Below are 22,894 nucleotides of genomic sequence, written 5' to 3' on the forward strand. Positions count from 1 at the left end.
TTTGGTTTAGTCTGTTTTAACTGAATTCGTTTTGGCCTCGGCGGTTCTGTGCCCATAACTCAGCACTCGGGTGGCCTTCCACTGCTCGTCCTGTTTGCGCCATACGATCACAAAGTCGGCTAGGCCATCGCAGCTGCCGGTTTCAAAGCTGCAAAAACGGTGAACGCCTTGCTCTATCGCGCCAAACTCTTTCACCGGAAACACTTTCATCGTACCCGCAACTAACTCGCGGCGGTAATGGCCACAGGCGTATTTTTCGGTATTGGCGATCATGTCCTTGCGGTTCCACGTTACGCCACCTGTATCGTGGTAGAACTCAACATCTTCAGTGAAAAACGCTGCATGTTTCTTGAGTTCAGCGGGGGCCGCGCACTTATTGAAGCTATCAAACACGGCAAAATCCACCGCTGTAATTTGGGTAGATAAGGTATCTTCTAAGGCAGCCGGTTGCACAGTGCCTGCATGTGGAGCCTCAGCGGTTTTAGCTGATGCGGCATTAGCTAATGCGGGCGCATCTGTGGCAACAGCGGGTTCGGTTGTGGCGAGTGACAAAGTTAATACCGCGACTGTGGCTAGGCTATAGAGTGCTGGATTCATATTCTCTCCGTGAATGTTGGCTGTAAATTTTTATGGCGACGCTCCACATCACAAAACTGCATAGCGCCACACATCTGCAGCAGAAGTATCAGCAAAGCGTATGCCAATTAAAATACCCTTTAAAATCATGCAAATATAATTACGGCTTGAGTTGATCTGTAGAAGCTGCCGACAACTTGTGGCTAATCTCACTATTTTTGCGCGATTTACCCCACCACGGCGTTTCACTTTTTCGCATTCGCTATTTCGTATTCGCTTCTCACATTCGCTGATCACACTCACTTTCTCATATTTGTTTCTCAGCAACATCTGCTTGGTAGTGCAAGCTGCCCCCTGAACAGACATACCCTCTATCATACTGTTATTAAACAGTAAAATTTACATAGTCTTTACACAAAAGTGGGATCTGCGCTCTTGATGCACTATTTAAGAATAATTATCATTCGCCGAAATTACCCAAGGAAGAATGATATGTCCCGATTTATCCGCCGTACTCGCCTAATCTGTCACGCATCTGCCACAAAATCGACTCTTACGCTGAACCGCCTATCACGCGCCATTGGCTTAAGTCTGTTGTTACCCGCGGCCTGGGTAAGTGCCGCAACGACTCAAGATGCCACAGCAGAAATGGAACGTATGGTGATCACAGCAACGCAAACTAAGCATTCGGAACTGTCGGCGCCCGCATCTGTGTCTGTGATAAACCGCAGTGAACTTGAAGCGCTAGTGATTGACGATCTGGCCAGCGCAGTGCGTTATTTACAGGGTGTGAACATCAGCGAAGGCACGCCCTATGGTCGCAATGAAATTAGCCTGCGCGGACTGGATTCGGACTACACGCTGATCTTAATCAACGGCCGCCGAGTCAACTCCCGCGAAGCACTAACCTCCGGTTATGGCAACGATTTTGACTTATCATCCATTCCCATGTCTGCCATTGAACGTATCGAAGTCGTGCGCGGGCCTATGTCATCCCTCTACGGCTCCGAAGCCTTAGGCGGTGTGGTTAACGTCATACTGCGCAAACCCACTGACGACTGGCAGACCAGTGTCGGCGTGCAATACGATACGCCCACCAGTGGCAAAGGTGGCGACAGCACTAAGTATAATTTCTATACCAGCGGCGCGCTGATCAAAGATAAATTACTGGCAAACTTAATCGTCGACAGCAATAAACGCGATGCATGGCGTTCAGACTTAAAACCCACCATTGATGCGTTAGAAGACAGAGATGAAATCAGCGCCCTCGCTAACCTGCAATGGTTGATTGATAGCCAGCAAGATCTGCAATTTGATTTAAGTTATGCCAATGACGAACGTGAATCAGATTGGAATAACTACGGCACGATTCTCACCAATAACCAACAAGCCGAGCGGATAAGCTCAGGTCTAACCCACAATGGCCACTGGAACTGGGGCGATACTCGCCTGCGCTATTACTATGAAAATGTTGAGGTAACTGACGACTCAGCGTTAATCGCCGAAATTGGTAATATCACCCAAACCAACCACAATCTCGACGGCCAAACCACAGTCCTGCTTGGGGATCACATGTTAACCAGCGGCGCAGAATACCGTTGGACTCAACTTGAAAACAGCCGCAACATTTTAGGCGATGGCACCTTAGACGACAGTCAATCGGCCTTGTATCTGCAAGATGAATTTAGCTTGGGCGAACTCAATATCACTTTGGGCGGGCGTGTCGATCACCACGATGTGTACGGCACCGAATTTAGCCCACGCATGTATTTAGTGTATAACTTAAGTTCTGAATGGGTGATCAAAGGCGGCGGTGGCAAAGCCTTTAAAGCGCCAAATATGGCGCAATCCCAAGCCGATTATATTATCCCCGCTTGTCGCGGCGCCTGTACTGTTGCGGGCAATCCCGATCTACAGGCCGAAACCTCAGTGAACTACGAGTTATCGACCCAATATCAAACCACAGATTTTGGTGGCTCGATCACCTACTTCCACAATGATGTAGAAAATAAAATCATCACAGAAACTTGGGATAGAACGCCCGGTGCAGTATTAACTTACCAAAACGTGAACGAAGCTAAGATTACTGGTTGGGAACTGCAGGCTTGGTACGATGTAAGCGACACGGTCAGCATTAGCGGTAATTACAGTAAAACCGATGCCGAAGATAAGCAAAATGGCGCGCCTTTTACCTTAACGCCGGATGACAGCTACAACCTGAAACTGCAATGGCAGGCATTGGAGGGCTTATCTACCTTTATCGCCTACCACTATACTGGCGATCAGTATTTGCGCACCAATGTAAAATCGACGGGTTATGGTTCACTCGACCTAGGGGCAAATTACCAAATCAATCCTATGTTCAGAGTCAAACTCGGCGTCACTAACCTAACGGATGCTGAGCGCGACCAAGTGGCTACCGATCTGGATTACATCCAAAAGAGTCGCAGTATTTATGCGGGCGTAACGGCAAGTTTCAGATAACAATCTGCCACACATTGATTTATCTAGGTGAAAATGGGCCTGCGAAACTATCGCAAGCCCGTTTTTTATGAATTCAGTTTTAAGCTGTCTAACTTTTAGAACACTTCCTCAAGCGAGCAGCCTTAAGGGATTTGTTTTATGGGATCGGCATTAAGGGATCTGTCTTAAAAATTCCAGCGCTTTATCTAGGTCACGGGTACGCGCCATCGGCGGCAGTGAATTTAGAAAGGCTTGGCCGTAATAGCGATTCACAATGCGATTATCGCAAAGGATCAGCACACCGCGGTCTTTTTCATCGCGAATAAGACGGCCAACCCCTTGTTTCAGCGCAATAATAGCCTGAGGTAACGACACTTCAGTAAAGGGATCGAGCCCCTGCCTACTCACATTGTCGGCGCGGGCACGATACAAGGGTTCATCCGGCGACACAAAAGGTAATTTGTCGATAATCACGCAGCTTAACAATTTGCCGCGCACATCCACCCCTTCCCAAAAACTGCTGGTGCCGAGCAATACCGCATTGCCGAGTTGGCGAAACTTAGTCAGCAGACTCTGTTTACCCGCTTGGCCTTGTACTAGCAGCGGATACTGAGTGCGAGTTCGCAGCGCCAACGCCGCTTGTTCGAGCATTTTGTGGCTGGTAAATAAAATAAAAGTCCGTCCCTGCGCCGCATCTATCGCCTGCACGCACACATCCACCAACTGTTTTAACGCTTGCTGTTGATTGGTCACGCTGCCAAGTTGTCTTGGTACACAAAATACCGCTTGGCGCGGATAATCAAAGGGACTGTCGAGAATGCTTTGTTGCGCATCGACGATGCCCATTTCTCGGGCGAAATGGGCAAGACTGCGGTTAACTTGCAAAGTTGCCGAGGTAAATATCCAGCTGGTTTCCGGCACAAATAACTGCTGGCACTCACGGGCAATATTGATGGGTGAAATTCGCAGCACCACAAAACGACTACCAAATTCAATGCTGTAGGCCGCCAGATTATTATCGCAGTTAAAAAACACACTGAGCTTATTATTCAGCTCCGCCAACTTGATGGCGATATCATCTAACAATTCACTGCGGCCAATATGAGCCATTAATAAATTCTGCAGCGCGATTAATTCCGCTAATAAATCCCATGACGCCGCCGCGAGCGCTTTATTGCCCAGCACTAAACGCCAGTCGGATTCACCGCTGGAATATAACTGATTATGCCAGTCACTTAATTTGGCAAGGCAACGCTGACAAAATTGGGCAAGTTGCCCTGTGTCACTCAGTTCAGTTTGATAAATAACCAGTAGCTTTTGAATAAAATCATCAATAGTACGACTCGAACATTGCTGACCAAAATAGTTAACGCAAATATCGGGTAATAAATGCGCTTCATCGAAAATAACCACATCGGGATCGGGTAATAACTCGGCAAACCCCGTGTCTTTCAGTACGCTGTCCGCGAAAAACAAATGGTGGTTCACCACGATGATTTTGGCATCCAGAGCACGGCTGCGCGCCTTGCGGGTAAAGCAGGCATCGTAAAAGTCGCAGCGCTTACCAATACAGCTTTCCTTAGTGCTGACCACAAGCGGCAGCGCCGAGGAATTCTCAGGTACTGAGGTTAAACCGCCAATATCTCCATCTTTACAGGTGCTCGCCCACTGATTGATTTTCAACAAATCATCCAACAAACGCGCATCGATATGTGTCGCCTCGCTCATTTGCTTATCGAGTCGCCACTGGCACAGATAATTATTGCGGCCCTTTAGCAGCGCCAGTTTAGGCTCAATCCCCAACATGGCGACCAGCGCGGGTAAGTCTTTAAAAAACAACTGCTCTTGCAAGTTTTTACTGCCCGTACTGACGATGACTTGCTTACCGCTCAATATCGCAGGGATCAAATACGCAAAGGTTTTACCTACCCCCGTACCCGCCTCAATTACTACATTCCCCTTAGACGCTATTGCCTCACTCACTTGCTGCGCCATCTGCATTTGGCTTGTTCGCGCACTAAACCCTTGAATATGTTTAGACAATACTCCATCGGGCAAAAATGCGCGTTGCACTTCGCCCGCGAGTCGGCTCACCGCAGCAGCGCCTTTTAAGGCAGCAGGCTTAACCACTGTTTCTTTAGATAAACCGTGCTTAGATGTCGGTTGGCGGGAGCGAGTCAAAGGGAGAATCAATCCTTAATCAAGGTGTTAGGGAGCGTTATAAAACAATGTAGTAAGGCCACACTATAAGCTGCTGAGCGAGTGCATTGTGATGACTTTAATTAACCACAAGCACTGGTTCGTGTCGCAAACCGCAGCCGTAAACAATAGCGTTAAGCTTAACGGCTCGAAGCATTATGCTGATTTAAGATAAGACTACAAGTTAGCAAGGATAATTTCGCGGGTTCTTTCCCTCGCGCCATACATGAGCCTCCATTTAAAGCTATTCATTATGGGTCGTCAGTTTTGATACAAAGCTCCCAAAACAAGATATTTGAGTACACGCAGAGTTTTTCTCAGTTTTTCTAAGCCAGTTTTTCTAGACCAGTTTTTCTAAGCCACCCATTGTTAATTATTGCGAGTTTCATGGTGCTTCTTGGTGAATCACCAATTTCGCAACTAGGCTTAGTGTCTGTTTCCCCACACAAGGAGTGTGATGATGCCACAGCCAAGGAGAACTCAAATTAGTTTGGAAGATACGCCTTTTTATCACTGTTGTAGTCGAGTCGTTAGGCGTGCCTATTTGTGTGGTGAAGACCATTTCTCTGGTAAAAACTACGACCATAGACGCGAGTGGGTAGAGCAACAACTGCTTAAGCTGGCTCAGGTTTTTGCTATTGATGTCGCTGCTTATGCGGTGATGAGCAATCATCTGCACTTGGTACTCTGCGTGGACATTTACCAAGCTAATCAATGGAGCGATAGAGAAGTGCTTGAGCATTGGCATCAAGTATTTAAAGGCACTGAATTAACACAACAATTTGTCAAAGGGCAAGTTGTTGAAGCCCATGACGTGGTTAACCTTAAACACCATATCGCTCTATACCGCAGTCGCTTAAGTGATATTTCTTGGTTTATGCGAGCGTTAAATGAACCTATCGCCCGTAAGGCAAATCAAGAGGATAACTGCACTGGACGCTTCTGGGAGGGCCGTTTTAAATCCCAAGCCCTACTCGATGAGGCGGCAGTACTCGCATGTATGACTTATGTTGACCTCAACCCTATTCGCGCTCAACTGGCCACATCACCAGAAACTTCGAACTTCACTAGTATTCAACGGCGTATCCGTGCGGCACTAGCCGGCAAACAACCCGAAACCTTACTGCCTTTTATCGGTAATGAGCGAGATAATATGCCTAAAGGGCTGTCCTTTGATGTACAAGATTATCTGCAACTGGTCGATGATACTGGCAGAATTATTCGCGATGATAAACGCGGGAGTATCAGTTCGAGCAGTGCAAGCTTACTGATTCGCCTTAATATTCCGCCTGAGCACTGGCTTAAGCTCACTCAACATTTCGGACAGCTATTTAAAGGTCCCGTGGGTACTTTGCAAGAACTTACTTGTTACTGCGAACACCTTGAAAAGCGACGAATGCACTATCGACACAGCTGCCAGCATTTAATGGCAAGCTGACCGAATCAGAGATAATTTAGTGTTCAAACTGATTAATCCACCGCAGTGGAGAATATGGCTCGAACTTAATCCATCCAATTTCAGCTAACTATCGGCAAATTAATACAAAACGACCAAAAATCTCTCGAATATGTGACTTTCAACCTCTGTAAAAATACCCTTGGTAAATGCGACTTAGGTGTTGTAGGTTATGTTTCGCATCATGGGTGGCTTGGAAATCTCAAAATCAAGTTACGAATCCCCTACACGACTACCCAACACATTTCGGTCCAGTTTCAACATTCCCTCAACAAATATGCTCAATGGCTTTATTTAGCGATAACCCTCTGCCTTTTCACAAAAACGCATAAATATTCTCATTTAATTCAAATTGGCTGTTGCAAAGGCTCTTAAAAGCGGTTAGTTTAAATCCACTTATACGGATAGACATCCGTAACAACGCATTCAAGGCTTCACTGTATTTCGACTGCACTTATTTCGAACAGTTGGGCCAATAACGTTAAATACCGAGAGAGTAAAATGAGCCCATTACTGAACGCTATCCACCACCATCACCACCATATGCGGTAGCCTTCGGACGCTCACTGCCGGAGGACTATATCCTTCTGGCGGACTGATTCAAGATAATCAAAAAACCCTGGAAGGAATTCCGGGGTTTTTTGCTTTTAGACGTTAATTTTGGTTTTGATTTTGATTTTGATTTTAATTTAATAAGAAATTTTAGATATTTTATAAATTATCAATACGTTAGCTAGAGCACTTAACTAGAGATCTTAGCTAGAGCCCATTGAACGGCAGGCGTATTAAACCGATTAAACAACACACTTTTGAATCTTTTAATTTTGATACTTTTGAGCGAGATAACACTATGACTGAATCGAACCGTTTACGCATCGCCATCCAAAAATCTGGCCGTCTTTCTACTGACTCTCAGCAACTGCTAAAAAGCTGTGGTGTTAAATTTTCCATTAATGAACAACGTCTTATCGCTCACGCCGACAATATGCCTATCGATTTACTGCGCGTTCGTGATGACGATATCCCAGGATTGGTGATGGACGGTGTGGTTGATATGGGGATTATCGGTGAGAATGTGCTCGAAGAGGAACAAATCGAGCGTCAAACACTGAACAAACCCGCAGATTGCCTCAAATTGCGTCAGTTAGATTTCGGCTCATGTCGCCTCTCGTTAGCCGTACCCACGGAATTCAGTTACGCCGATGCCTCCTCGTTAGAAGGATTACGCATCGCCACGTCTTACCCGAACCTGCTGCGCCGTTTTATGCAACAAAAAGGCATAAATTATCGCGACTGTATGTTAAAAGGCTCGGTTGAAGTCGCCCCACGCGCTGGCCTTGCCGATGGAATTTGTGATCTCGTGTCGACGGGCGCCACCTTAGAAGCAAACGGCTTATACGAAACCGAAGTAATTTACCGCTCTATGGCCTGCATCATTCAATCGACCCAAACCCAAACGCCGACTAAACAAGCACTCATCGACAAAATTCTGTCCCGTGTCAACGGCGTTATCCGCGCCCGTGAGAGCAAATACATCCTGCTGCACGCGCCAACCGAAACCTTAGACCAAATCGTCGCCCTGCTGCCCGGTGCTGAAAACCCCACCGTATTACCATTAAATGATGATACTAACCGCGTGGCTATCCACGCCGTCAGTACCGAAGATTTGTTCTGGGATACCATGGAACAGCTGACCGCACTCGGTGCCAGCTCGATTCTGGTGATGCCAATCGAAAAAATGATGGGGTAATCTATGGAAATCCTAACTTGGTCAACCTTATCAAGCGCCGAGCAGAAAACGGCGCTGAAACGCTCGCCCTTAATTGGAGATAGTGGCTTAGAACAAAGTGTTCGCGCCATTATCGATGCAGTGGCTACGCGGGGGGATGCCGCCATTGCCGAATTTAATCAAAAGTTTGATGGCTTCAATAGCGCGACCAAAGATTTAAATGGACATGGAAGTGGCGAGCTGCGCATGGGTGAAGCCGAGATTGCTGCCGCAAGCGCGCGGGTATCACCAGAGCTTAAAGCGGCGATCGCCAAAGCCATGGCGAATATAGATGTGTTTCACAGCGCCCAGCAATTTCGCCCGATTGATATGGAGACCGAGGTGGGAGTACGCTGCGAGCTACGTAGCGAACCGATTGAAAAAGTGGGTTTATATATCCCCGGTGGCAGCGCGCCATTGATTTCGACCGTGATGATGCTTGCCCTGCCCGCCAAAATTGCAGGCTGCGAACAAAGAGTATTAGTCAGCCCACCGCCGATCAACGATGCCATTATCTATGCCGCCAATGCCTGTGGGATCACTGAAATTTATCAAGTGGGCGGCGCGCAGGCCATTGCAGCGCTAGCCTTTGGCACAGAAACGATTCCGGCGGTCGATAAGATTTTCGGCCCAGGTAATCGCTATGTAACTGAAGCTAAACGCTTAGTGTCACAGGATGGCCGCTGCACTGTGTGTATCGATATGCCCGCTGGCCCTTCTGAGGTGTTGGTGATTGCCGATAGCGACGCCAATTGCGAATTTATCGCCGCCGATTTGCTTTCGCAAGCGGAGCACGGCCCTGATTCACAAGTGATTTTAGTGACGGACTCGCAAGCTATCGCCGATGGTGTCAATGAAGCACTAACAAGACAACTCGCCGCGCTGCCGCGTTGTGATATCGCGGCAACGGCGCTACTGAGCAGTCGTACTTTTGTTGTGGACGACATGCTGCAAGCAGCGCAGGTTTCCAATCAATACGGGCCTGAACACTTAATCATTCAAACGCGCTTTCCCCGTGAGGTGCTGAAAAACATTCGCGCCGCTGGCTCAGTATTTTTAGGCGCTTATACGCCGGAATCTGTTGGCGATTATGCCAGTGGCACCAACCACGTGCTGCCTACCTACGGTTACAGCCGCGCCGTGTCGAGCCTATCACTGGCCGACTTTAGCCGCCGCTTTACCGTACAGGAACTCAGCGCTAAGGGTTTAATCGGATTGGGGCAAGCGGTCATGACATTAGCCAGTAACGAATTGCTCGATGCACACAAAAATGCCATCGCAGTACGTTTAGCTAGCCTAGAAAAATGATCCGTTTAATGAGATGTGAGTGAAGAAAATGAGCCAAGTGAGCAGCATGGAAAGGACAGCAGAACCCACAGAATTAACGTTAGCACCATCAACGTTAACGCAGTCAGCGACGCTTAATTTAGCCGAGCGCCTAGCGCGGCCTGAGTTACTGGATTTAACGCCCTACCAGAGTGCCCGCAGACTGGGCGGTCGTGGTGATATTTGGATCAATGCCAACGAGTCGCCGTTCAATAATGTCGATACAGCAGCACTCGATTTATCGAAATTGAATCGTTACCCAGAATGCCAACCGCCTCAGCTTATCAAGGCCTACAGCGAATACAGTGGTGTAAACGCCAGCAAGATAGTCGCCAGCCGCGGCGCCGATGAAGCGATTGAACTGCTCATTCGCGCCTTTTGTATACCTGGCGTTGATAGTATTGCAACCTTTGGCCCAACCTACGGCATGTATGCCATCAGCGCGCAAACCTTTAATGTGGGCGTTAAAGCATTAAATCTCAGCGCGGAATATGGCTTGCCGACCAGCTATGCAGAAGACGTTCGCGGCGCAAAACTGGTGTTTATCTGCAATCCCAATAATCCGACCGGGACTGTGATCGACAAAGCCATTATCGAGCAAGCAGTTAAAGCCCTGCCCGACGCGCTTGTGGTGATCGACGAAGCTTATATTGAGTTTTGCCCTGAATACAGCGTGGCGGATTTGCTGGAAAGCTATACGAATCTGGTGGTACTGCGCACCCTGTCAAAAGCCTTTGCACTCGCCGGTGCACGCTGTGGTTTTATGCTAGCAAACGAGGCCGTGGTCGAAATCATTATGCGCGTGATTGCGCCCTATCCTGTGCCTCTACCCGTGAGTGAAGTCGCCACCCAAGCGTTATCAAGCGCTAGCGTTGTACGGATGAAAGTGCAAGTTGCACAATTAAATGAGCAAGGCGCCAGACTCACAGCGGCGATCAGCGCTTATTGTTCAAAATCGAATAGCTCAGATTCGCGCGCCCGCGTACTTAAGCCTAACGGCAATTATGTGCTGGCTGAATTTGATGATGTCGCCAAGGTCGCAGCGTTACTGCAAGGCAGCGGTGTTGTCGCCCGCGCCTACAAAGACCCAAGGCTTGCCAAGGCTATCCGCTTTAGCTTTAGTTCAAAGGCGGATACCGATGTGTTAGTGAATTTATTTGAATCGCAACGCACTGAGCAATCACCAGAAACGAATAATAAGTAACTGAACATAAAAACTAATAAAACCAATAAAAAGCGAATGCTGCGCTGAAGGTAAAATCAGCTTAAGCATTAGCTAAACGAATTGAATTTGAAGGTAGAGCCATGAACCCACAATTTATCCCGAACGTTGCACAAAAAATTCTGTTTATCGACCGCGATGGCACCTTGATTGAAGAACCCGTCACCGACAAACAGGTCGATAGCCTGGCGAAATTAGTGTTTGAGCCACAGGTTATCCCTGCTTTGCTCCGTCTACAAAAGGCAGGATTTCGTTTAGTCATGGTCAGCAATCAAGACGGCCTTGGCACACCGTCTTTCCCGCAGGAAGATTTCGACGCGCCCCACAATATGATGATGCAAATCCTCAAAAGCCAAGGGGTTAACTTCGAAGATGTGGTGATTTGCCCGCACTTTAACGATGAAAATTGCAGCTGCCGTAAACCTAAGCTGGGGCTAGTAAAAGACTATCTCACCCAAGGCTGCATCGATTTCACCCAATCGGCGGTGATTGGCGATCGCGAAACCGATGTGGAACTCGGCAATGCCATGGGCATTAAAAGTCTTAAATATCAACGCGACACTTTGGGCTGGAATGCCATCGCCGATGCACTGCTGAGTAAAGGCCGCACCGCCACTGTTGTGCGTACCACCAAAGAAACGGATATCCGCGTAACTGTTGATCTTGACAGTTCAGTCAAAGGCAAAATCGACACTGGCATTGGCTTTTTCGACCACATGCTCGATCAAATTGCCACCCACGGTAATTTTAGAATGGATGTGAAAGTCGATGGCGATTTAGAAATCGACGATCACCACAGCGTCGAAGACACGGCGCTAGCCATAGGTGATGCCCTGCGCCAAGCGCTCGGTGACAAACGCGGCATTGCCCGTTTTGGCTTTAGTCTGCCGATGGATGAAGCCAAGGGCGAATGTCTGCTGGATATCTCTGGCCGTCCTTTTATCAAATTCTCGGCCGATTTTGAACGTGAGCACGTCGGTGAAATGGCCACAGAAATGGTGCCACACTTCTTCCGCTCCTTTGCCGATGGCCTGCGCTGTACGCTGCATGTCGCCGCCAAAGGCGATAACGATCACCACAAGGTTGAAGCCCTGTTTAAAGTGCTCGGCCGCGCGCTACGCCAAGCAGTTAAAGTCGAAGGCGATATTCTGCCATCGAGCAAAGGCGTGCTTTAAGGCATCAGCATAAATCGTTTAAGAGGTTAGGATGCAACAAGACTCTTCATTAACAGCAGGTCAGCAATTAACAGCTGGCCAGCAATTAACAGCAAATGCATCACCAGATGCTGACACCGTGATCATAGATACGGGCTGTGCCAATTTAAACTCAGTACGTTTCGCCTTCGAGCGTTTAGGCGCTAAGGTATTGGTCACAGACGATAAAGCCAAAATCAAAGCGGCAAAACGCGTGGTGCTGCCGGGTGTAGGCACGGCGGGTGCGGCCATGGCGTCCTTGCATGAGAAAGGCTTAGTCGAACTCATTCAAGGCCTGACTCAACCTGTGCTGGGCGTGTGCCTTGGCATGCAAATGCTCGCGGCGATTTCTAAGGAGCGCGGCGGCAAAGGTCAAGATTGCGAGTGCTTAGGCATAATCCCGACCGACATTTGCGAGCTGGATACGCAGTTACTCAAAGCTGAAGGCTTGCCTTTACCGCACATGGGCTGGAACCAACTTAAGCTCACGACCAAATCACAAGGCGCCAACAGCCCTAGCGTTCATCCGCTGTTTGCGGGTATTGAAGATGGCAGTTATGTGTATTTCGTCCACAGTTACCGCGCGCCGCTGAGTGAATTTACCTTAGCCGAATGTTCCTATGGCGAAGGCTTTAGCGCCGCCATAGGCAAAGGCAACTTTATGGGCGTGCAGTTCCACCCCGAAAAAAGTGCCGCCGTGGGCGCGCAAATTCTGCGTAACTTTTTACTGATGGACGAGTTAGAGATGAACGAAGCTCTGATGAACGAAACGCTGCGAAGTAACTCTGCTGATGGCCAAGCTGATGCAAAGAAGGCTGACCAATGAATAAATTACTCAACAAAAAACCAATTACCAATGAACAACTTATAAACAAATCAATCGAGGATTTAAGCTTATGATTATTCCTGCGATCGATTTAATTGATGGCAATGTCGTCCGCCTTTATCAAGGCGATTACGGCCAGCAGACCACCTTTGATTTAAGTCCTTTGGCGCAGCTGCAATCCTACGAAGCCCAAGGCGCGAAGTGGTTGCATATCGTTGATTTAACCGGCGCGAAAGATCCCGCTAAACACCAAACTCGCCTTATCGGTGAACTCGTAGCGGGACTAAACGCTAATATTCAAGTGGGCGGCGGTATTCGTACAGAAGAGCAAGTCACTGAATTATTAGCTATCGGCGTAAAACGTGTGGTGATTGGCTCCCTCGCGGTAAAAGAACCTGAGTTAGTTAAAGAGTGGTTTATCAAATACGGTAGCGAAGCCATTTGCCTCGCGCTCGATGTCAATATCAACCAGAGCGGAGAGAAAATGGTCGCCGTATCCGGTTGGCAAAGTGGCGGCGGTAAGAGTTTAGAATCCCTTGTAGAAACCTTTAGCGCGGTCGGTTTAAAGCATGCGCTGGTCACTGACATTAGCCGGGACGGCACCTTAACGGGCGCGAATACAGCGCTTTATCAAGAAATTGCAGCCAGCTTCCCCGACATCGCTTGGCAAGCCTCCGGCGGTATTGCGACCCTTGAGGATGTTGCCGCCGTGCGTGATAGCGGTGCTGCGGGCATCATTATCGGTAAAGCCTTGCTTATCAATCAGTTTAACGTAGCGGAGGCAATCCAATGCTGGCCAAACGACTAATCCCCTGTTTAGATGTAAAAGACGGTAAAGTAGTGAAAGGCGTGCAGTTTCGTAACCACGAAATTGTCGGCGATATAGTGCCCTTAGCCGCGCGTTATGCCGAAGAAGGCGCCGATGAGCTAGTATTTTATGACATTACCGCCAGCGCCCACGAACGTGTGGTCGATAAATCTTGGGTGAGCCGCGTGGCGGAGCAGATTGATATTCCCTTCTGCGTGGCGGGAGGCATTAAAACCATTAGCCAAGCCCGTGAATTATTAGCCTTTGGGGCGGATAAGATTTCGATTAACTCGCCCGCCTTAACCGATCCGAGTTTGATCTCACGCCTGCAGGACGAGTTTGGCCGCCAATGTATCGTGATTGGTATCGACTCCTTTTTCGATGCCACCAGCAACAGCTATAAGGTAAAGCAATTTACCGGCGATGAAGCGGCGACTAAGGACACGCAGTGGTTTACCCAAGACTGGGTTGAAGAAGTACAAAAACGGGGTTGTGGTGAAATCGTGCTCAATGTGATGAACCAAGACGGCGTGCGCGGCGGCTATGATATCAAGCAGTTAAGCCTTGTTCGTGCCATCTGCGACGTGCCGTTAATTGCCTCAGGCGGCGCTGGAACTATGGCGCATTTTCGCGATGTATTTATTGAAGCTAAGGTCGATGCGGCGCTGGCAGCAAGCGTATTCCACAAGGCGATTATCAACATCGGTGAATTAAAAACCTATTTAGCGGCCGAAGGGATCGCGATTAGACGCTAGAGCGGTTCTAGGTTCTAGGTTCTAGGTTCTAGGTTCTAGGTTCTAGGTTCTACAAACGGATTAAGAGTGAACACTATGTCAACGCAAACAAACACTAAGTCGGATTTTAGCCCTGTTCAAGTTAATGAGCTGGATTGGAACAAACAGGATGGGCTCATTCCTGCCGTGATCCAAAACCACTTATCGGGCAAGGTATTAATGCTCGGTTATATGGATAAGGCCGCGCTGGAAAAAACCTTAAGCACAGGTGATGTCACCTTTTTCAGCCGCTCAAAACAGCGCTTGTGGACCAAGGGTGAAACCTCGGGGAATACGCTAAAGTTGGTGGCTATCGATAAAGACTGCGATAACGACAGCCTTTTAGTGCAAGTGATCCCCAACGGCCCAACCTGCCACAAAGGCACCGAAAGTTGCTGGTTAGATGACAATGCACACCCTTTCTTGAACAATCTCGCCAGCTTAATCACCTCGCGTAAAGGGCAAAGTGCCGATTCAAGCTATACAGCGTCTTTATTTGCGCGCGGCACTAAACGTATCGCCCAAAAGGTCGGGGAAGAAGGTCTTGAAACCGCCCTTGCCGCTGCGACCCACGATAAGGAAGAGCTAGTTAATGAAGCCTCAGATCTTATCTATCACTTGCTGGTATTGCTTGAAGATCAAAACTTAAGCCTCAGTGACATCACAGCAAACTTGCTGGCAAGACATCAAAAGGCACTGCAGAGCAAAGCATAAACGTCTCACTGTCTCTGATTTCAAGCTAGTCGCTTACATATAGAAATGCCGCAAACTTGAGCCAAGTCTGTGGCATTTTTTATCGCGCGATAATGTAACTCCTCTTTCCTCCCTCTCGTTGACCATAAACTCAGTGTGAGTTAGGTATGTCTTTAAGCTTAGTCACATGACAAAAAACAAACAAAATACTGTTGTAATGGTTGACAAGTACACCTCAACTCCCTATGGTAGCCTCCGTTGCCGTTAGGTTATTAAGGCAAGGCATAAAAACACTTATCCGTTTTACTCAACACACGCTAAGGCAAGTTTTATGTGTTTCACACCCTTTTATTATCCCTATCTGTAGCCGCAATGGCATAGATAGGCTCCCTCGCCTGACCTTCCATTGTGGCCATATCCTTTCGGATCCGCTGAGCGCCACTGTCTCATTTGCTTAAATCATTTTGTGCTTGAATCGTTTCATATTGAATCGCATCAAAATATTTTAAGACAGTGACTTTCGGATCAAATCTTTAGCTCATTTTCTTGCGACACGCATTTGAGATTATGCTATGACACAGAATAAAATTTTCGGCAGTCTGCTGCTTATCGCAGGCACCACAATCGGCGCGGGTATGCTAGCTTTGCCTATCGCTTCGGCGGGACTTGGTTTTGGTACGTCCTCCGCCATCATGTTGATCCTATGGGCGCTAATGGCCTACACGGCACTGCTAATGGTGGAAATCCATCAATTCGCCCCCAGCGATGCCAGCCTTAATCACTTGGCGCAACGCTTATTGGGCCGTAAAGGCCAGTTGATCGCCAATAGCGCCTTGATGTTTTTACTGTACGCCCTTTGCGCCGCCTACATTGCCGGTGGCGGTGAGCAAGTGAACCAAAAGCTGAGCACTTGGCTAGGGCTAAGTTTGCCACCACAGGCGGGCGCGATCCTGTTTACCCTGCTTATTGGGGCGATTGTGGGCATGGGAACCCACTGTGTGGACCTTATCAACCGCGGTTTATTTGCCCTTAAGCTATTGGCATTATTGCTTATGTTGGCCTTGTTACTGCCGCAGGTAGAAAGCCCACATTTACTCGAACTCCCACTTAACCAAGGTTTAATTATTACGGCTATTCCGGTAATTTTTACTTCCTTTGGTTTCCACGGTTCGATTCCATCAGTGGTGCGCTACTTAGGCGTTGAAGTCAAATCCCTGCGCAGGGTCATGCTGCTCGGCTCGGCCTTACCTCTGGTCATTTACCTTTTGTGGCAAATAGGTAGCCAAGGCGTACTGAGCCAAAGCCAATTGCTCGAAAACCAAAGTTTATCGAGCTTTATCAATCAACTGGCGAGCGTACTGCACAGCGAATACTTAAGCAGCGCGATCAGTTTATTTGCCGATCTCGCCCTTGCGACTTCGTTTTTAGGGGTGAGTTTAGGCTTGTTTGATTTTATGGCCTCGACCTTAAGACGAGAGGATAACTTTTCTGGCCGTAGTCTGACCGCTGCCATCACCTTTTTGCCGCCCTTAGGTTTTGCGCTTTTCTACCCACAAGGTTTTATCACAGCCCTAGGTTATGCGGCGATTGCGCTGGTGATCCTCGCCATTTTTTTACCTGTAGCCATGGTGTGGACACAGCGCCAGATGCGAGATGCTGCCAATCTGCCGACGGGATATCGGGTCGCGGGCGGTAAGTTTGCCCTACTGCTCGCCACACTTTGCGGAATCGTGGTGATTGGCGCGCAGATGTTTAGCTAACGCCAATTCACTCACCAAGAGTGAGTTAACTAAAAGTTAGCTAGCTCGAATAAAAGATTAGGTACAAGAGCCTGTAAAGCTTCAACTATTGACAGCAGGCTCTTGTCTATTCGATGATCCTTTCACATTAGTCAGCTAAGCCCTTGAGTGTTAAACTGCCTCTGATGCTCGTGCACGCTGCGATAACTCGAAACGCGATAGCTCGAAACGATAGCTCCTAAGCAAAAGTGCCTATATAAATACGACTTAGTGTATTTTTGCGCTGCTAGGTACGAGTTTAATCAGGGCTCAGTGAATAAGGATAGAAGTCGAACCCAATGCCAATCCACAACAAGCCGAATCCCCGAAAATTTCCCCTAAAAAATACCTTATTGGCGACCAGCTTAACGGGCATTTTGGCAGGCGTGGCGTTAACCGTGTGGATTGTGAATACCCAGGCTGAAAAACTGATCATGCAGGCGGCAAATTTTGCTCTCGTAGGCATGGACAGCGAACTGATTGACATTGAGTTAGGGAAAAGTGAGTTAGAACATTGGCGCATTACCTCTGCCAATCTTAGGGTGCATGACAGCCATATTAGGCTGAATAACCTGAATATTCAGCTGAAACTTGACTGGCCGCAGAGCTTTGCTGAGCTGAAACAGTTCAGCCAAATCGCTTACCTCACTCAAAAAATCACCCAAATCACGACGGGTGATATTGAAGTCGAGTTAGGGCAATCGCTATTTTTACCCAATCGAAATGCCATCGATGAACAAGGTCCCTCATTAGCCTTAGATATCAAATCCTTACCACTTATTGATATAGGTAAAACCAGCCTTATTCTCAACGCTCATCATCTCGACCCCCAAAATGATTTACCCGCCTATCATTTGGTGATGGACAAGTTGAGCCTTAATGGCGCGGGGGAAATCAGCAGCGAGTTTAGTCACGCAGGTGAAAGCATCGCCAAACTTAAAGCAACACTCGAAACCCAACAGTGGCAACTGGCAAGTCAAATTGCACTCGCGCCGCTACTGGCAAGCATTCATCAGATAAGCCTAAGGCAAACTCAAGATAGCGTATTGAGCCCGTTAACTGAACTTGATACCAATTGGCAAGCATTAGCAATTGATTTACAAGGGCAATTAGTCTCGAGCAGCAGTATGACATTGACCTCGGGCGAGCTTATCAGCCAGCACCAGTTAATTGATCCTAAGCTGACCTTTAATCGGTTGGCGGCGTTAGAACTTGCGCCAAAACCCGAGCTTGGGTCAAAACCTAAGTTAGCATTTAAGATTGCCGGACATTTAGCCGAACTTGACCTAAGCCTTGAGCCCTTTAGCTTAGCGCTGAGTCCAAATACAGAGCAGCAACAGCGATTGATGCAGCTGCTCGATGAGACGCTGGCTAAACCTTTAACTCAGCCATTATCTCAATCTTTGTCCCAATCGGCAGCCAAGCCCGCTTCGGAGCAAGTGTCTAATCAAGTTGAAAATCAGACAGCGAGTCAAATCGCTAAGCTGCTGTCAGGGCTCAAAAGCACTGATGCACCAGTGGGGATCGCGCTGACATTGGCTGAAGCCCTGCATTATCCGCTGACTCAAATCCAGCAGGATGCACAGAGCCAGCCGCTTAAGAATGATCCACTTGAAAATAAGCCGCTTAAGTTCAAACTTCCCAAAGTTCAGCTTAAAACCTTAGGCAGTAAACTCGATACCCAAATCGATTTGGCCAATGTTGAAGTGGAAAAATCCGCCGAAGCGCTCTCATTTAACACAGATTGGCGCCTTAACGCTAAGCAAACCAGCTCACTGCAATTATCTGAATTGTGGGCGAATACTCCCCAAGATCTCAGCTGGAATAGTAGCCAGTTAACCACCGCGGGCAAATTGAGTTTTAATCAAACGCCTAGTTCAACCGACTGGCAATTCATTACCACGCCTATCGGCGCTGCGACCCAAACACAGCAAAATGCCGGCGATACGCTGCAGTTCACTGTCGGCGAGCTAAAACAGCTCAGCGCTCAAGATAACAATGCGGCTAAACATACCGATATGAGCCTTGGCAGTATCACAATAAACGCCCTTGCGCCGCTTACCGTCAGATCGCAGCGCAACTCAAATACCAGCTCAAGTATCAGCTCAGCACAAACTTCAGTGCCCGCGTCCGATACTGCACACCAATTAACACTGGCCTTACCGCCTTTGAACTTGGCACTGGAGCAGCTGCATTTTTCGCAAACCACACAGACGGTTGTTAGTGAAACAGCTGCTGTTGATACAAAAAAGGCTGAAACGGCTGCTGTTGAAACGAAAGTGACAGAAGCTAGCACTGACAAAAGTGCAGATAAAAATCAGAACACGAGCATCATAACTAAAACCGATATGAGCGCGGGCCGTTTCTCGATTGCATTACAAAAAGCCATGTCATTTGAGTTTAAGCCCGAGGTCGAAGCCCCACTCGACTCGTTGCTCGCAGCCACTTGGCAGAATCAGCTCGAATGGCAAGCCAGTCAGCTTAATATCGAAAAGCAGCTCAGCAGCAAAGGCCGCAGCCGTAAAGAAACCGTACTCAAGCTAGACAAGTTAACGCTGGCACAAAGCTTAAATTGGAAAAATAACACGCTCTTTGGTGATGAACACTGGCAAGTGGGCACTGTTGAGCTGCAAAGCCAACACAAGCTGAACCTTGCCACTGCGAGCAAGCCTCTAGTGCTGACGGGACAATGGGTTGTCGACACTAGCATGACCGAGGCGCTGTCCTTGCTCAATCAAACCCAGCCCTTGCCTGCTGAGCTTAATGTCACGGGTCATAACCAATTACAGGCACAGTTTAACCTAACGCAAAGGCGCGATCAGATCCAATTTGCCATGCAAATAACCCAATCGATGACCGAACTCGAAGGTTTTTATAAGGACACCACCTTTGAGGGCGGAAAACTGCAGGCGCAATGTGAGTTTACTTGGGGCCAATCTTATAAAAGGCCGCAGGATAAAGGCTATTTTAGCAGTCTCAGTAAGCTCAATTGTCCACAGACGCTGATGACCTTTAACCTGTTTGATCCTGGCTTTCCACTGACCGATATCGAAGTGGAAGCCGATATCGCCCTTGGTAAAGATGCCGAGAAACTACCCGACAATTGGATACAACAACTCACAGGCTTAAGTGACACCGATGTTTCCATGACCGCCAAAGGCAAAGTGCTCAGCGGCCAGTTTCTGCTGCCAGAATTTAATCTGAAATTACAGGATAAATCCCATGCCTATCTGCTGCTGCAGGCCATGAGTCTGGAAGAGGTTCTGCGCATTCAACCGCAAATTGGCGTCTATGCCGATGGCATATTCGATGGCGTATTACCCGTCGATTTAATCAACGGCAAAGTGTCGATCACAGGTGGTCAGTTAGCCGCCCGTGCCCCCGGTGGACTCATCGCTATCTCGGGTAATCCGGCGGTTGAACAGATGCGCCAATCCCAGCCCTACCTCGACTTTGTCTTTTCGACGCTAGAACACTTACAATACAGTCAATTATCGAGCAGCTTTGACATGGACCAAGCCGGTGATGCTAAGCTACTCGTCGAAGTGAAAGGCCGCAGCCAAGGGGTTGAACGCCCTATTCACTTGAATTACTCTCATGAAGAGAACATGCTGCAATTATTTAGAAGTCTGCAAATTGGTAATGACTTGCAGGACAGAATCGAAAAATCAGTGAAGTAACAAGGAAACCTCAGTGAAGATAATTCAATTACAGCAAGTTAGCCTAGATGCCCGCAGCGCGCTTGTCGCATTGTTCGCACTCGCCGCATTACAGGGCTGTGCGCCCACAGTAAAAATAGAACCGCCGGATAAACCTATCGTTATCAATCTCAATGTGAAAATTGAACATGAGATACGGATCAAAGTGGATAAGGAATTAGACCAACTCCTGTCAGACGATAAGCTGTTCTAATTTATTAAGAATTGAGGAATCACCATGAAATCAATCCGACTAAAAACAAAGTTATTATTGCTATTAACCCTCAGCTTCTTAAGCCTAAGCGCCTTTGCCATGTCACTTCAAGAAGCTAAATCACAGGGCTATTTAGGCGAACAAGCCAACGGCTACTTAGGATTAGTGCAAGCCAATCCCGAAGCCAAAGCCGTGATGGACGACGTAAATAACAAACGTCGCGCCCACTACGAAACCATCGCCAAGAAGAACAAACTCTCCCCCGCCGACGTAGCTAAACTCGCCGGCGAAAAAGCTATAGCCGCCACAGATAAAGGCAACTATGTGCAAGATGCCAAAGGCAAATGGATTAAAAAGTAGTCCGCTTTTAAAGGGCTCTAGGGCGTAAAAGCAAAACGAATAGACATAAACAAAACGCCTGCAATAGCAGGCGTTTTGTATTGGCGGATTGTAGTCAAAGGGACTGATGATTTGCTGACCACTACCTTTGAGCGAGGATCTAGATTCTAGAGAATTAGATGAAGTTTGATTAAGCACACTCATTCCAGTCACTCGCCGTCCTATTACCTAGTAAGAAGTACCCCTATAGGCTCGACCATCATATCTCTGTCATGAACGGCCACTTCCATGACAGTGCTTGATCTCATCGACTCCTGCGTATACTTGTAACCAAATTTAACAATGGGTGTCTTACTAAATTGTTGTATCCCTATAGGCTCGACCGTTCCATCCATGTCACGGATGGTCACTTCCATGACTGTACTTAATCTCATCGACCTATACTGGGTAACCAAATTTAACAATGGGTGTCTTATTAAATTTTATGGGTGTCCTATTAAATTTTCTTATTATAAAAATTAATTATCGATTACTTACAAGTGCTCATTAAACCAACTAAGCACCTTTCTATATACACTTACCTTTGACTCTATAAGTGTGTGGCTTCCGCTTGGAAATTCTTTCAGCTCAATGTTAACTCCTAAAGATTTCATTGTGTCGGCAAACTTAAAAACAGGAACAATGCTCGTTCTTTCATCGTTTGTACCGTGTAACATCAAAATAGATATGTCTTTTGGAATTTTTTCTGGCCAATAAATTGCTGACCTCTCCTCGAGTAATGCTAACTTATCAAATTCATAACCAGGTATTAAGCGTTTAAAAACATCATGTTCTAAACTAGGACGATTAATTGCACTCAAAACTAAATCAACTGGAGTCGCACCCAAAACTAATGTCTTTATTCTGTTAGTCTTAGTCACTGCAATTAATGACATCATACTTCCTCTGCTCCACCCAAACATGGCAATTCTATTAGGATCTGTAATTGGCATACTGTCAAGAATAGGAATTAATGCAAGTACATCCTTGACTTCAACGCCTCCATACTCGTCGACACCACCATTGCCTTTAAAGTTTTTTGGCCAAACCATGGCACCACCATATTGGCTGGAAATAACAACATTTCCTTCTAAAGCTAAAGGAAAATGGTAAAAAAACAAGTTACCAAACTTTAATGTATGTGAGTTAACATTATTGCCACCTCGATTATAAATAATAGATGGCAACTTTTCATTGAGAAGACCTTTTGGATAAAGTACAAACCCCTTAACTAAATGCTGTTCAACCTCATAAACAAATGAATAGCACTGCACCGTATCTTTATATTGGTTAAAATCCGACTCAGGAAATCTTTGTTTAAATGCAAGTTCTTTTATACCCTTCCCAAAAACCATTTCTTCCTTCCAACTTTTATAAGAAGAGAATACTCCTGAGAAGCAATCTTCATGACTAATCACACTAGCATGAGGAATAACATTAGCATCAAAGAGAGTAGGTGCACTTTCCGAATGTGAAATATTCGATATAATTAGGAGAAAAAAAGCTAGAACAATTTTCATTTT

At 47.3% G+C, this 22,894-nt stretch carries 17 protein-coding genes; 14 read left to right on the forward strand and 3 right to left on the reverse strand.

Annotation, left to right across the window (positions count from 1 at the left end):
- Nucleotides 1-6: 6 nt before the first annotated feature.
- Entirely contained in the window at nt 7-597 is a 591-nt protein-coding gene (locus AYJ58_RS14595) for a DUF4440 domain-containing protein (protein WP_106650684.1), read from the reverse strand.
- 471 nt (nt 598-1,068) lie between these two features.
- On the opposite strand from AYJ58_RS14595, the gene AYJ58_RS14605 reads away from it, so the two are divergent.
- The gene (locus tag AYJ58_RS14605; protein ID WP_106650686.1) at nt 1,069-3,060 is read left to right on the forward strand and encodes a TonB-dependent receptor domain-containing protein; all 1,992 of its coding nucleotides are present in this window, start codon (nt 1,069-1,071) and stop codon (nt 3,058-3,060) included.
- 150 nt (nt 3,061-3,210) lie between these two features.
- Here AYJ58_RS14605 and AYJ58_RS14610 read toward each other — a convergent pair whose 3' ends face one another.
- Entirely contained in the window at nt 3,211-5,220 is a 2,010-nt protein-coding gene (locus AYJ58_RS14610; RefSeq protein WP_198555468.1) for an ATP-dependent DNA helicase, read from the reverse strand.
- A gap of 478 nt (nt 5,221-5,698) precedes the next feature.
- On the opposite strand from AYJ58_RS14610, the gene AYJ58_RS14615 reads away from it, so the two are divergent.
- From AYJ58_RS14615 to AYJ58_RS14675, 13 genes are all read left to right on the forward strand, one after another.
- Complete coding sequence (locus AYJ58_RS14615) at nt 5,699-6,676, forward strand: transposase (protein ID WP_106650687.1); 978 nt, start codon at nt 5,699-5,701, stop codon at nt 6,674-6,676.
- 868 nt (nt 6,677-7,544) lie between these two features.
- Entirely contained in the window at nt 7,545-8,444 is a 900-nt protein-coding gene (gene hisG, locus AYJ58_RS14620; protein ID WP_106651832.1) for an ATP phosphoribosyltransferase, read from the forward strand.
- Nucleotides 8,445-8,447: 3 nt separating this feature from the next.
- Entirely contained in the window at nt 8,448-9,770 is a 1,323-nt protein-coding gene (gene hisD, locus AYJ58_RS14625; RefSeq protein ID WP_106650688.1) for a histidinol dehydrogenase, read from the forward strand.
- 28 nt (nt 9,771-9,798) lie between these two features.
- Entirely contained in the window at nt 9,799-10,992 is a 1,194-nt protein-coding gene (hisC, locus tag AYJ58_RS14630) for a histidinol-phosphate transaminase (RefSeq protein WP_106651833.1), read from the forward strand.
- A 101-nt stretch (nt 10,993-11,093) separates the two neighbouring features.
- Nucleotides 11,094-12,185: a bifunctional histidinol-phosphatase/imidazoleglycerol-phosphate dehydratase HisB gene (gene hisB / locus AYJ58_RS14635; protein WP_106650689.1), complete on the forward strand. Its 1,092-nt coding sequence runs from the start codon at nt 11,094-11,096 to the stop codon at nt 12,183-12,185.
- Between the two features lie 31 nt (nt 12,186-12,216).
- Nucleotides 12,217-13,029: an imidazole glycerol phosphate synthase subunit HisH gene (hisH, locus tag AYJ58_RS14640; protein ID WP_106650690.1), complete on the forward strand. Its 813-nt coding sequence runs from the start codon at nt 12,217-12,219 to the stop codon at nt 13,027-13,029.
- Between the two features lie 70 nt (nt 13,030-13,099).
- Nucleotides 13,100-13,837, forward strand: a complete 738-nt coding sequence (gene hisA / locus AYJ58_RS14645; RefSeq protein WP_106650691.1) for a 1-(5-phosphoribosyl)-5-[(5-phosphoribosylamino)methylideneamino]imidazole-4-carboxamide isomerase — start codon at nt 13,100-13,102, stop codon at nt 13,835-13,837.
- The gene (gene hisF / locus AYJ58_RS14650; RefSeq protein ID WP_106650692.1) at nt 13,819-14,592 is read left to right on the forward strand and encodes an imidazole glycerol phosphate synthase subunit HisF; all 774 of its coding nucleotides are present in this window, start codon (nt 13,819-13,821) and stop codon (nt 14,590-14,592) included. The genes hisA and hisF overlap by 19 nt, the downstream gene beginning before the upstream one ends.
- 75 nt (nt 14,593-14,667) lie before the next feature.
- Entirely contained in the window at nt 14,668-15,324 is a 657-nt protein-coding gene (gene hisIE / locus AYJ58_RS14655) for a bifunctional phosphoribosyl-AMP cyclohydrolase/phosphoribosyl-ATP diphosphatase HisIE (RefSeq protein ID WP_106650693.1), read from the forward strand.
- Nucleotides 15,325-15,875: 551 nt separating this feature from the next.
- Nucleotides 15,876-17,063 (forward strand): aromatic amino acid transport family protein, encoded by a 1,188-nt coding sequence (locus tag AYJ58_RS14660; protein WP_106650694.1) that lies wholly within the window; start codon nt 15,876-15,878, stop codon nt 17,061-17,063.
- A gap of 317 nt (nt 17,064-17,380) precedes the next feature.
- Nucleotides 17,381-20,761: a YdbH domain-containing protein gene (locus tag AYJ58_RS14665; protein WP_106650695.1), complete on the forward strand. Its 3,381-nt coding sequence runs from the start codon at nt 17,381-17,383 to the stop codon at nt 20,759-20,761.
- A gap of 13 nt (nt 20,762-20,774) precedes the next feature.
- Nucleotides 20,775-20,993: a YnbE family lipoprotein gene (locus AYJ58_RS14670; RefSeq protein ID WP_106650696.1), complete on the forward strand. Its 219-nt coding sequence runs from the start codon at nt 20,775-20,777 to the stop codon at nt 20,991-20,993.
- Between the two features lie 24 nt (nt 20,994-21,017).
- A complete protein-coding gene (locus AYJ58_RS14675) occupies nt 21,018-21,353 on the forward strand; it encodes a YdbL family protein (RefSeq protein WP_106650697.1) in 336 nt (111 codons plus the stop codon).
- Between the two features lie 512 nt (nt 21,354-21,865).
- Here AYJ58_RS14675 and AYJ58_RS14685 read toward each other — a convergent pair.
- Entirely contained in the window at nt 21,866-22,891 is a 1,026-nt protein-coding gene (locus AYJ58_RS14685; protein ID WP_157825779.1) for an alpha/beta hydrolase family protein, read from the reverse strand.
- Nucleotides 22,892-22,894: the final 3 nt, after the last annotated feature.

The organism is Shewanella sp. Pdp11, assembly GCF_002838165.1.
Classification (GTDB): Bacteria; Pseudomonadota; Gammaproteobacteria; order Enterobacterales; family Shewanellaceae; genus Shewanella; species Shewanella hafniensis.